This is a genomic window from Pelagovum pacificum, assembly GCF_016134045.1.
Classification (GTDB): domain Bacteria; phylum Pseudomonadota; class Alphaproteobacteria; order Rhodobacterales; family Rhodobacteraceae; genus Oceanicola; species Oceanicola pacificus_A.
Genome location: NZ_CP065915.1, coordinates 63,981 through 75,459 on the forward strand (window position 1 = coordinate 63,981; position 11,479 = coordinate 75,459).

The window sequence follows — 11,479 nt, forward strand, 5'->3', positions numbered from 1 at the left end:
CCGGACCCCGCAGCGCCTCAATCGGTCAGTTCAGCGCGGGCGAGGTCGAAGACCTTGCGCATCACGGTCGGCAGGTCGGAGGGGCGGAAGTCGCCTTGTGCGATGAACATTCCGCGCTCGGGCACCGCGTCGACGGGCGCGCGCGCCACCCGGATCGCCAGTCGCAGATGGAAGTGCGTGAAGGTGTGTCGCGCCTCCGCGCCGGCATCCTGCCAGTCCGCGTCGAGCGGCGGTGCCGGCTCCGGGGCCTCGCCCCAGTCGCTGCCCGGCCAGCCCAACATGCCGCCGAGCAGCCCGCTGTCGGGCCGCCGCTCCAGCAGCCAAGCCCCGTCCTCCCGCCGCGCGACATAGGCGATGCCGAGCCGCACGGGCTTCGCCGCCTTCGGCAGCTTGCGCGGCAGCGTTGCGGCGATCCCGTCCGCTCGCGCGACGCAGGGCTCGCGCCACGGGCAGATGCCGCAGGCGGGCGAGCGGGGCGTGCAGATCGTCGCGCCGAGGTCCATCACCGCCTGCGCATAGTCGCCGGGCCTCTCTTCCGGCGTGTGTCCGGCGGCGAGCGCAGTGAGCTCGCCCTTGGCGGTCGGCAGCGGAGTCTCGACGGCATGAAGCCGCGCCATCACCCGCTCGACGTTGCCGTCCACCACCGTGGCGGGGCGGTCGAAGGCGATCGCCGCGATCGCCGCCGCCGTGTAGGGCCCGATGCCGGGCAGGGCGCGCAGCCCCTCGACGCTGTCTGGAAAGGTGCCGCCATGCTCCGCCGCCACGACCCGCGCACACTTCAGCAGGTTGCGCGCGCGGGCGTAGTAGCCAAGGCCGGCCCACGCGGCCATGACGTCGCCATCCTCGGCCGCTGCAAGGTCGGCGACGGTCGGCCAGCGTGTCGTGAAGGCGGCGAAGTAGGACTTCACCGCCGGCACGGTGGTCTGCTGCAACATGACCTCGGACAGCCAGACGCGGTAGGGGTCCGGCCGCTCGCCGGCGGCCCTCGCGGCGGGGCCGGTGCGCCACGGCAGGTCGCGCGCATGGACGTCGTACCAGCCGAGAAGTTCGTCGCTCAGAGAGTCACGCATTCTTTATGCCGCCCCGCTTTGTTCCTCTGGTCCCGCAGCGCGGATTCCCCCAGACTGACGCTGCCATGACACAAGCGCGCCGATACAGCTCGACCAAGGGGTTTGCCCGTGCCGCCAGCCTGATGCAATCCCGCATCCGGACGGCCTCGGAATCCCGCGGCTTCGCGGTGTCGCGCCTGCTGACCCACTGGGCGGAAGTCGTCGGACCGGACACGGCCGCGATCTGCCGGCCGGTGAAGATCAACTTCGGCCGCGGCAAGGAGCTCGGCGCGACGCTCGTGGTGCTGACGACCGGGCCGCAGGCCCCGATGCTCGAGATGCAGAAGGACCGTATCCGCGAGAAGGTGAACGCCTGCTACGGCTACGGCGCGATCAATCGGGTGCAGATCACGCAGACCGCGCCGACCGGCTTCGCCGAGGGGCAGGCGGTGTTCTCACCAGACCGGCGCAAGCGGGATGCCGAGCCCGATCCGGGCGCCGTGGCCTCCGCCCGGCAAAGCACCGACAGCATCGAGAGCGAGGAATTGCGCCTTGCACTCGAACGCCTTGGATCCAATGTCATTGCGAGGCAGGCCAAAGGGCCGGACAGACGCCAGAACAGGAAAGACGAGACATGAACAAGATCATCGCCATCGCCCTCCTTGCCGCCGTACTGGTCGGTGGGGGCTCGTGGGTCCTCTCCAAGGGCCTCGGCAACGACGACCCCCTTCTCGGCGCCGCCGTGGGCCAGGAATCCGCGGAAGAGGTCGACGGGGCGGAGATCGACACCTCCAGCATCGTCGACATGAAGGTGGGCGAGGATGACGCCCCGGTGACGGTGGTGGAATACGCCTCCTTCACCTGCCCGCACTGCCGGGACTTCCACAACGAGCTCTACCCCGAGATCAAGCAGGACTACATCGACAGCGGTGAGGTTCAGATGATCTACCGCGAAGTCTACTTCGACCCCTACGGTCTCTGGGCCTCGATGGTCGCGCGCTGCGGCGGCGAGATGCGCTTCTTCGGCATCGCCAGCATGATCTACGAGCGCCAGCAGGAATGGACGCAAGGTGACACGCCGAACGCGATCGCCGAGAACCTGCGCACCATCGGCAAGACCGCCGGCCTGTCGGACGAGGACCTCGACGCCTGCCTCACCGATCCGGCAATGGCCCAGACGCTGGTGCAGTGGTACGAAGAGAACAAGGAAGAGGACAACGTGACCTCGACCCCGACCTTCTTCATCAATGGCGAGAAGTTCGAGGGCAACTGGTCCAGCGAGCTGGTCGACGCGATCGACGCCGCGGTCGGCGAAAACAACTGATCCCTAAGCTTTTCGGTAGACGTCAGGGCGGGGGAGACCCCGCCCTTTTTCGTAGGATGGGGCAGGCCCCATCCTGCCAGTTCCGCCTAGAGCCCGATCCGAGCGAGCGCTGCTTCCAGCGGTCCGTCGTCGCTCAGCGACAGGCGCACGGGAAGGGTCAGCACCTTGCTGCGGAACGCGTCGGGCAGGCGTACGGCGTCTTTCTCCGTCGTCACCATCTGTGCATTGTGCCGCCGCGCGTCGGCCTCCAGCCGCGCCATCAGCGACGGCGTCAGCGGCTGGTGATCGGACAAGGGCTCTGCATGGATGATCCGCGCGCCGAGGCCCCGGAGCGTGTCGAAGAACTTCTCCGGGTGACCGATCCCCGCGAAAGCAAGCACGGGCAGATTGCCCCACGGCATTCCCGTGGCGAGTGGCGCGAGCTCTCCCCGGAGGCGGGGCAAGCCGTCCGGCACCTCCGCGCCCCAGGTTGCATCGAAGCGTGCCTGCGCCGCTGCGTTGCCTAGCGACAGCAGCAGGTCGGCGCGGGCGAGACCCGCCGCGACCGGCTCCCGCAGCGGGCCGGCGGGCAGGCAGCGGCCGTTACCGAACCCCCGCGCGGCATCGACCACGACGAGCGACAGGTCGCGCGCCACGGCGGGGTTCTGGTGGCCGTCGTCGAGCAGGATCGCTTCCGCCCCGGCCTCGATGGCGGCGCGCGCGCCCGCAGCGCGATCCTTCGCGATCCATGTCGGCGCGAAAGCGGCAATCAGCAGTGGTTCGTCCCCGGTCTGCGCCGCGCCGTGGATGGCGGGGTCCACCCGCTCCGGCCCGGCCAGTGTGCCGCCGTAACCGCGCGTCACGACATGGACCGCGATGTTGCGGGCGATCAGGCGCTCGGTCAGCGCGATCACCGTGGGCGTCTTGCCGGTGCCGCCGGCGTTCACGTTGCCGACGCAGATCACCGGCACGCGCATCGTCTCACCCGGCTGCGCAACCCGGCGGGCCGTCGCCCGCGCATAGAGCGCTCCGAGCGGGGAGAGCATTCGCGCCCGCAGCGACCCGCGGCGCGCCCAGAAGGCAGGTTCGCGCATCGTCAGGCTCCTGCCGTGTCGAGCGTGTCGCGGATCAGCTCCATCACCCGGTTCGTCACGATCGCGCCGGAGGAAATCTCCTGCCAGGCGGCATGGGCGAGGGCAGCCGTCGAATCCGGGGCGAGCATTTCGACCACGCGCGCGCCGAGCTCCGCCGCGCTGGCCGCCTGTCGCGACGCGCCGGCGCGCTTTAGGCGGCGAAAGGCGGGCTCCCAGATGCCGGTGCTCGGCCCATGCAGCACGGCAGAGCCGAGCGCGGCCGGCTCCAGCGGGGAGCGGGTGCTGCCGCTGCCGACGGAGCCACCCATGAAGGTGATCGGCGCGAGGCGATACCATGTGCCGATCTCGTCCGGATCGTCGGCGATGATCGCCTTGCACTCCTCCGTCGGGTCAAACCCTTCGGATCGGAGTGCGGCGGGAAAACCGAGCGCATCCAGAAGCTCCGCCAGCGCGGGCCCGGATTCGGAGGTCTTGGGTCCCACGACCAGCAGCAGGCGGTGCGCGTGGCGGATCGCCTTGCGGTGCGCCTCGCCGATCAGGGGGATCTCTTCCGGCTCGACGCCCGGTGCGAACCAGACGGGCCGCCCGCCGAGCGTGGTCGCCAGCCCGGCGCGCAGACGCTCGTTGCCGGGCCGCGGGATCGCGCCCTCGTCCAGTACGCCGGAAAGTTCGATCTTCGAGTCGTCGAGTCCGGCGCGACGCAGGCGGGCCACCGCTTCGGCATCGGCGGCGAGCACGTGGTGAAAGCCGCGCACCGAACTGCGGGGGCCGCCACCGAGCCACGACTTCCGCATGGAGCCGAGCGCGGCGGCGTCGGCCTCGACCAGCAGGCGTGGGATATGGCGGTGGTCGGTCTCGTTCAGGACGGAGGACAGGAAGCGGCCGCGCATCCAGACCAGCAGCGACGGATCCCACTTGTCGAGGAACGCCCGCGCGCCTGCGGCACTGTCGGGCGGCGCGGCCACCTGCAGCGACAGGTCCGGCATGTCCGGCCCGGAGCCGGTCACGATGAAGTCGAGGCCGTCATCCTCGGCCCGGAGGCGGCTCAGCAGGGCCGACAGCGCATCGACGTCCGTTTCGGGGGCACGGTGAATCCATACGAGATCACCGCCCGGCGGGCGGCGATAGGTGTCACCTGCGGGCCCGGTGGCCCGTTCGATGCCGTCCCCCATGTCCCCTCCAGAAGGTGCGCCGTCAGGGGTCCAGCTCCTCCGTCGGCGAGGCCTCACGTTCCTCATCGCGCAGCCTGTGGATGTGCGCGATGAAGTAGCGCATGTGCGCGTTGTCGACGGTGCGCTGCGCCTCCGCCTTCCAGGCATTGTAGGCGGTCGCGTAGTCGGGGAACATGCCCACGATATGAATATCGTCCACGTCCTTGAACGCGTTCTTGGACGGATCGATGAGCTCTCCTCCGAAGACGAGATGCAGTCGTTGGGTCATGCGGACCTCCTGTCTGGCAAGCGCGCGGCGAACTTACAGGGCGACGGGTTACCGTCAAGTTCACCGGGGACCCGGCACATCCAGCCGGGCGATGATTTCGGCGTGCGCGGCCGGCGCGGCGGCGATCATGCCGTCGATCTGCGGCGGAGCGCGATTGAAGATGGCCGGCCGGTCGTTGCGGTCGGTGACGATGCCGCCCGCTTCGGCAACGATGATGGCACCGGCGGCGACGTCCCATTCCCAGCTCGGGCGCAGCGTGACCATCGCGTCGAACCGTCCGGTCGCGGCGAGGCACAGCCGATAGGCGATGGAAGAGCGGAAGTGCCGCTCGCCCGGCGGGGTGCCGTCACGCCAGAACCGGCCGTCGAAGGCGGGGCGGTTGGCAAGCACGCGCATCGTCCCGTCCGACGGAGCGGCGACCGAGATCGGCGTGTCGTTGGAGAAGGCACCGCCGCCCTTGCGCGCCCAGTAGGTGATGCCCCGCACGGGGACGTGGACGACGCCGGCGATGACCTCTCCCGCCTCGGCGAGCGCGATGGAGATCGCCCAGTCCTTCTGACCGGCGATGAAGGCGCGGGTGCCGTCGATCGGGTCGACGATGAACTGCCGCGTGGTCGACAGCCGGTCGGTATCGTCCTCGGTCTCCTCCGACAGCCACCCGTGATCGGGCCGGGCGGTGAGCAGGCGGTCTTTCAGCATGCCGTCGACGGCCAGATCGGCCTCTGTCACCGGGCCGGCCTCGTCCGGCTTGTGCCAGACCTCCGCACCGTCGCGGGCATAGCGCAGCGCGATGTCGCCCGCGTCGCGGGCAGCCTGTTTCAGCAGCGCGAGATCGCTGTCGGGATCAGTCTCCGGCAAGCGTGAGCCCTTCGACCAGCAGCGACGGCACCACCGTCGAGAGGTGCTCCCGCGCGTCGTTCGCCGGCGTCATGTTGCGGAACATCTCGAGCAGGTTGCCGGCGATCGTGATCTCGTTCACCGGATAGGCGAGCTCTCCGTTCTCGACCCAGAAGCCGGACGCGCCGCGCGAATAGTCGCCAGTATTGGGATTTATAGTCGAGCCGATCATCGACGTGACGAGCAGGCCGGTTCCCATGTCCTTCATCAGCTCTTCGCGGCTCTTGTCGCCCTGCGTGAGTGCGAGGTTCGAGGTGCCGGGCGAGGGCGGCGCACCGGGGCTGCGCCCGGCGTTCGCGGTGCTCTCCAGCCCCAGCTTCCGGGCGGTGGCGAGGTCGAGCACCCAGCCGGTCAGAACGCCCTTGTCGATGAGCGCGCGTTTCGCGGTCGGCAGGCCCTCGGCGTCGAACAGGCGGGAGCTGCCGGTGCGGACGCGGTGCGGGTTCTCGATGATGGACAGGCCTTCGGGAAGGATCGTTTGCCCGAGCGCGTTGCGCAGGAAGCTCGCGCCGCGGGCGATGGCGGCGCCGTTGATCGCGCCGACAAGGTGGCCGACGAGGCTGCTTGCGACCCGTTCGTCGTAGATCACCGGGTAGGCGCCGGTCTTCGGTCGCCGCGCGCCGGACCGCGCCACCGCGCGTTCACCGGCGATGCGGCCGATCTCTTCGGCGTCCCGCAGGTCGGACTGGTAGATTCGGTTGTCCCACTCGTAGTCGCGCTCCATCTTCGTGCCTTCGCCGCTGATCGCGACGCAGCTGAGCGAGCGGCTGGAGCGGTTGTAGCCTGCGGTGAAGCCGTTCGTCGCGGCAAGGTGGATGCGCCGCCGCCCGTACCCGGCAGAGCCGCCGATGGTGCGGGTCACGCCCTCGACCGACAGCGCGGCGGCTTCGGCGCGGCGGGCGTCCTCTTCCAGGGCAGCGGGATCGGGTTCGTCGCTCGGGTCGAACAGGTCGAGCTTCGTGGTGTCGGTATCGGTGGCGAGCTGGTCGGGGCTGGCGAGGCCGATCCACGGATCGTCCGGGGCCTCTCGCGCCATGGCGACGGCGCGGGCGGCCATCTCGGCGATGACGTCGGCACTGGTGTCGGAGGCGGAGACGCTGGCCTGCTTCTGGCCGATCAGCACGCGGAGGCCGATCTCGACCCCTTCGGAGCGCTGCGCCTCTTCCAGAGAGCCCCCGCGCGTGTCGATGGAGACGTGGGTGCCGTCGACCGCGACGGCGTCGGCGGCGTCCGCCCCGGCCGATTTCGCGGCGGAGAGGATCTGGTCAGCGAGCGCGGCGAGGTCTGTGGTCATTCGGTTCCCTCCGGACAGGTCTGCCCGGAGGTAGTCCCCGCCGCGCCCGGCTGCAAGTCAGCGCATACGCTGGCCGTTGACGATCAGCTGACCGTCGTCGGTCGTCTCGACCGTGGTTTCGAGCGCGTCGTCACCCGTCGCCTCCGCGATCATGGCGATCCCGGCGCGGGCGCCCATGGCGTCGCTTTCGGACACCAGCCCGATGGTGATGAGCCGGTCGAGCAGCGCGTTGACGCCGGTCGCGGCGAGCGTGGCCGAGCCGATCGGCTTCGGCATGCCGGGATAGGTCGTCATGTCGGTGAAGTCGAAATCGAACGCCCCGGTGGTCGACAGGGTCGCGCCCGCGGCGGACGCGTCGAGCGCGTTGATCGTGAGGCTTTCCAGCTCTGCCGGGATTTCCTCGTTCTCGATCATCGGCATCAGCGCTTCGAAGTCGAACAGGTCGACCAGCAGCCGGACATCTGCGGTGAGGTCGATGTCGAGCGAGACCGGATCACGCGGCAGGACGGCGGAGGGATCGAGCAGCGCCCAGATCTGGTCGCTCACCGAAAGCCCGTCGACAGCCACGGCATAGACCACGGGGGCCGCCGATTCGGTGCTGAGGACCGGCATCGCGAAATCGACGGACGCGCCTTCGATCTCGGCCTCGATCGGGAACGGCAGCAGTTCGGCCATCGAATAGCTGAAGTTGCTCGAGCCATAGGTGCCGGAAATCGCCAGACCGTCCGCGTCGAACATGATGTTCGAGGTCACATCGGTGGAGGAGGACCGCTGTTCGGAAGCCGCGCCCTCGATCGGGGTCAGGCTGGCGGAGTTGCTCGAGGCCACCGACGAGCTCGATTCGATCGACAGCCCGTTGCGAAGCTCGTTGCCGAAATCCATCCAGTTGATCCCGGAGGCGGGTATGGTGATCGAGGTCGTGGACCGCGTGCCTTCGCTGTTGCCGGAATTTTCCAGGAACCGGTCGCCGGTTTCCGGATCGGTGAAGACCATCGAATAGATCATCGAGCCGACATCGCCCTGCGTATCGACGGTCGTCATGCCGTCGACGGTGCGAATCCGGCTCTGGCTGTTCATGCCCGAGAATTCGAAATTGATGTCGAAGATCGAGGCGTCGATCTCCGGCTCTTCGGAGAAGGACAGATCGGTCAGCGACATCGACATCGTCTCGACGGTCGACTGGAGCGCCAGATCCTCGGCGGTTCCGGCGGCGATCGTCTCGTTCCCGGTGATCGCATAGCTGACGGTCGCGCTGCCGGAGACCTGATCGCCCATCGGGCCGATGGTCATGTCGAAGACCATCTCGGACTGGTCGGGATACTCGAACGCGACGGTGCCATCGCCACGGTCGGTGAGCGAAATGCCGTCCATCGACATGTCGATCGTCCCGAAGCCCTGCGGCAGCGTGATTCCGAAGTTGATGTCGGACACTTCCAGCACGTCGCCATTGCGGACGGTGCTGGCGGAGACGTCGATGCCGTAGGCTTCGACGTAGGATTCATAGACGTTCCACACCTCTTCGGGGGTGACGTCGGCGATGGCCTGGCCCGTCAGTACGACGGTGGCCGGCAGGGCGGCGAGCAGAGCGGAGCGGCGTGACACGGGATCCTCCTCGAATGAGTCACTGTCTGTGAAGTGAAGAGGGCCGCACGACATGTCGAGCGGCCCTCGTCAGAACGTCTTGGCGCAGAGGTTACTGGATGCGCTGGCCGTTGGCGATGACGTGGCCCTGCTCGTTGATCTCGAGCGTGGATTCCAGCTGGTCTTCGCCGGTCGGCGTCGCGAACATGCCGAGCATCATGCGGGCACCCATCACCTGTTCCTGCGGCAGAAGGCCCATATCGACCAGCGTGTCGATCAGCGCGTTCGCACCGTTCACCTGCAGGTTCAGCTCGCCCATCGGGCGCGGGATGCCGTTGAAGGTGGCGAGGTCCTCGTTGTCGAAGGTGAAGGCCCCGTTGCCGAGCACTTCGGCCCCGACCAGCTGGATCGTCAGGTCGTCGAGGTTCAGCGACAGGATGTCGCCGGGCAGGGCACCGGACATCAGCTCCATCGAGTTCGCCGGGTCGAGCAGGTCGTAGTCGAGCTGCACTTCGCCGGAAAGGTCGAGGTTCACCGTCGCCGGGTCATGCGGCAGCGCGCCACCCGGATCGACCATGCCCCACACCATGTCGTTCACGGCGAGGTTGCTGATCAGCAGGTTCAGGCCGAACGGCGTCGGCTCGTCCGACTGACCGAGCGGCAGCTCGAGCCCGTAGGAATATTCATCGAGCGAGATGTCGATCGGGAACGGAACGTCGGACCCCTCGAACGAGACCTGCGGGTCCGACGCACCGCCCGAAAAGGAGATGCCGTCGATGCCCATGGAGATGAACAGCTCGCCACCGGAGGCGCTGGCGGAGCCGGAGGTGTTGTCGCTCCGCTCGGCGAATTCGAAGCTGTATTCGGTCGCACCGTAGGAATAGCCGGCGTCGACGGACAGACCATCCACGAACACCGTTTCCGGTGCTTCGGGGTCGATGTCGGCGGGCATGTCGACGACGCTCTGCGTGGCGAGGCCGTCGATCGAGCCGCTGAAGGTCAGGATGCCGGGGCCGCCGTTCTCGCTGATGTTGAAGGTGGCGAGCACCTCCTGCACCGTCATGGAGGATTCCATGTGGCGCACGTCGCCGTCGGTCGACGTGGTGGCCGCCTGCAGGCCGTTGAAGGCGAGGCTGATCTCTTCGAGCATGACTTCGTCCTCACCCTCGATCGAATCGACGGAGGCGGTGACGGAATCGGCGCTCATCTCGTAGTTCAGGGCGCCCGGATCGCCGGAGACGTCCATGGCGTAGTTCGACATGCCGATCGTGCCCTCGACGGTCACCGGGTCGCCATAGGTCGGCGAGGTCACCACGGTCATCGGCATCGACTCGGGAACGCTCACGGTGACGGTGCCGTCGCCGTTCTCGGCCAGGCTGATCGGGCCCAGCTCGAAGGTCAGCTCCATCTCGTCGTTGACGGAGGACAGGGTGACGGTCTCGATGGTCATGGTGCCACCATCCATCGACTCGCCGTCGGTCGTCAGCGTCACCTCGCCGTACATATCCATCTGCGCGGTCCAGTCGTCCCAGACCTGCTGTGCCGTAACGTCGGCATGGGCGGCGGTACTGCCGAGGAGTGCTGTAATAAGCGCGGCACGACCCGTGCATTTCAAAGTGGCCATTTCGGACCCTTCCCTGTTGAAATTTATGGCGTCAGGTTCCCTTGCTGGATGCGCGAGGTCAAGGTGAGGAAAACTGGACCCGACAGACCCTTGCGGGGGATGCGGACGCTTCTATGGACAGGGATCGAAACATGGACATGACAGGCAAGGTGGTCCTCATCACGGGCGCGAGCCGCGGCATCGGCGCTGCGGCGGCCGAGGAATTCGCGGCTGCCGGCGCGAAAGTCGCGCTGCTGGCCCGGCATGGCGACAAGGTCGCGGAGATCGCCGGCCACATCGGCGAGGCCGCGCTGGCCGTGCCGTGTGACGTTTCGCGCTGGTGGGAAGTGCAGGCCGCGATCGAGGCGGTGGCCGACACGTTCGGGCGGATCGACGTCCTGATCGGCAACGCCGGCGTGATCGAGCCGATCGCCCCGCTGGCGGAAGCCGACCCCGAGGCGTGGGACCATTCCATCGACATCAACCTCAAGGGCGTCTTCCACGGTGTGCGCGCGGTTCTGCCGGTCATGCTGACGCAGGGTGGCGGGACGATCATCACCGTGTCCTCGGGCGCGGCGCACAACCCGGTCGATGCCTGGTCGGCCTATTGCAGTGGCAAGGCGGGCGCTTTCATGCTGACCCGGATGGCTGACGCGGAGTACCGCGAGAAGGGCATCCGAGTGCTCGGCCTGTCGCCCGGCACCGTGGCAACCGACATGCAGCGCGCCATCAAGGCTTCGGGTGCGAACCGCGTCAGCAAGCTGGAGTGGAGCGATCACATCCCGCCGGAATGGCCGGCGAAGACGCTCGTCTGGATGTGCGGCGCGGAAGCGGACGGCTGGCTCGGCGACGACGTGTCGCTGCGCGACGAGGACATCCGCCGCAAGGTCGGGCTTATCTGACGCGAATCGGTCAGCGGCGGCGCTTGCCCGGAACTTTCGAGCGGAACCCCGGCGGACGCTTGCGGACCCACGCGATGAACTTCGCCAGCCGCGGATGGGTGCGGAGCGCCTCCGTCGTATTGTAGTCGCGGGCGAGCTCCGCCTCGGTGAGGGTGGCGTGGATCTCGCGGTGGCAGATGTGATGAAGCAGGACGGTCGGCCCGCCTTTGCCGCCTTTCAGCTTGGGGACGAGGTGGTGCAGGCTCTGCGGCACGTCCGGCGGAATCGGCCGGCCGCAGAGGCCGCAGACTGGGTAGTCGTCGCTCTTGTCCATGCT

At 68.2% G+C, this 11,479-nt stretch carries 12 protein-coding genes; 3 read left to right on the forward strand and 9 right to left on the reverse strand.

What is annotated here, in order from left to right:
• Nucleotides 1-17: 17 nt before the first annotated feature.
• On the reverse strand, nucleotides 18-1,070 hold the full coding sequence (gene mutY / locus I8N54_RS00330; RefSeq protein ID WP_140194533.1) for an A/G-specific adenine glycosylase: 1,053 nt from the start codon (nucleotides 1,068-1,070) through the stop codon (nucleotides 18-20).
• Nucleotides 1,071-1,135: 65 nt separating this feature from the next.
• Here mutY and I8N54_RS00335 point away from each other — a divergent pair, with 65 nt between their 5' ends.
• A complete protein-coding gene (locus I8N54_RS00335) occupies nucleotides 1,136-1,687 on the forward strand; it encodes a DUF721 domain-containing protein (protein ID WP_140194531.1) in 552 nt (183 codons plus the stop codon).
• Nucleotides 1,684-2,373: a thioredoxin domain-containing protein gene (locus I8N54_RS00340; protein WP_140194529.1), complete on the forward strand. Its 690-nt coding sequence runs from the start codon at nucleotides 1,684-1,686 to the stop codon at nucleotides 2,371-2,373. Before I8N54_RS00335 ends, I8N54_RS00340 begins: the two co-directional genes overlap by 4 nt.
• An 86-nt stretch (nucleotides 2,374-2,459) precedes the next feature.
• Here I8N54_RS00340 and lpxK read toward each other — a convergent pair whose 3' ends face one another.
• From lpxK to I8N54_RS00375, 7 genes are all read right to left on the reverse strand, one after another.
• A complete protein-coding gene (lpxK, locus tag I8N54_RS00345; protein WP_140194527.1) occupies nucleotides 2,460-3,446 on the reverse strand; it encodes a tetraacyldisaccharide 4'-kinase in 987 nt (328 codons plus the stop codon).
• Between the two features lie 2 nt (nucleotides 3,447-3,448).
• Complete coding sequence (locus I8N54_RS00350; RefSeq protein ID WP_197097559.1) at nucleotides 3,449-4,618, reverse strand: 3-deoxy-D-manno-octulosonic acid transferase; 1,170 nt, start codon at nucleotides 4,616-4,618, stop codon at nucleotides 3,449-3,451.
• Between the two features lie 22 nt (nucleotides 4,619-4,640).
• Nucleotides 4,641-4,886 carry a DUF4170 domain-containing protein gene (locus I8N54_RS00355; RefSeq protein WP_140194523.1) on the reverse strand — a complete coding sequence of 82 codons (246 nt, stop codon included), beginning with the start codon at nucleotides 4,884-4,886 and terminating at the stop codon, nucleotides 4,641-4,643.
• A gap of 60 nt (nucleotides 4,887-4,946) precedes the next feature.
• On the reverse strand, nucleotides 4,947-5,744 hold the full coding sequence (locus I8N54_RS00360) for a 3'(2'),5'-bisphosphate nucleotidase CysQ (RefSeq protein ID WP_140194521.1): 798 nt from the start codon (nucleotides 5,742-5,744) through the stop codon (nucleotides 4,947-4,949).
• On the reverse strand, nucleotides 5,731-7,077 hold the full coding sequence (locus I8N54_RS00365) for a TldD/PmbA family protein (protein ID WP_140194519.1): 1,347 nt from the start codon (nucleotides 7,075-7,077) through the stop codon (nucleotides 5,731-5,733). Before I8N54_RS00365 ends, I8N54_RS00360 begins: the two co-directional genes overlap by 14 nt.
• A 57-nt stretch (nucleotides 7,078-7,134) precedes the next feature.
• Nucleotides 7,135-8,679: a DUF2125 domain-containing protein gene (locus tag I8N54_RS00370; RefSeq protein ID WP_140194517.1), complete on the reverse strand. Its 1,545-nt coding sequence runs from the start codon at nucleotides 8,677-8,679 to the stop codon at nucleotides 7,135-7,137.
• Between the two features lie 91 nt (nucleotides 8,680-8,770).
• The gene (locus tag I8N54_RS00375; protein WP_140194515.1) at nucleotides 8,771-10,282 is read right to left on the reverse strand and encodes a DUF2125 domain-containing protein; all 1,512 of its coding nucleotides are present in this window, start codon (nucleotides 10,280-10,282) and stop codon (nucleotides 8,771-8,773) included.
• A 131-nt stretch (nucleotides 10,283-10,413) separates the two neighbouring features.
• Between I8N54_RS00375 and I8N54_RS00380 the strand changes: the two genes are divergently transcribed.
• Nucleotides 10,414-11,163, forward strand: coding sequence for an SDR family oxidoreductase (locus tag I8N54_RS00380; RefSeq protein WP_140194513.1), 750 nt, complete (start codon nucleotides 10,414-10,416; stop codon nucleotides 11,161-11,163).
• A 10-nt stretch (nucleotides 11,164-11,173) separates the two neighbouring features.
• On the opposite strand, the gene I8N54_RS00385 is transcribed toward I8N54_RS00380, so the two are convergent.
• Nucleotides 11,174-11,476: an HNH endonuclease family protein gene (locus I8N54_RS00385; protein WP_140194511.1), complete on the reverse strand. Its 303-nt coding sequence runs from the start codon at nucleotides 11,474-11,476 to the stop codon at nucleotides 11,174-11,176.
• Nucleotides 11,477-11,479 lie beyond the last annotated feature (3 nt).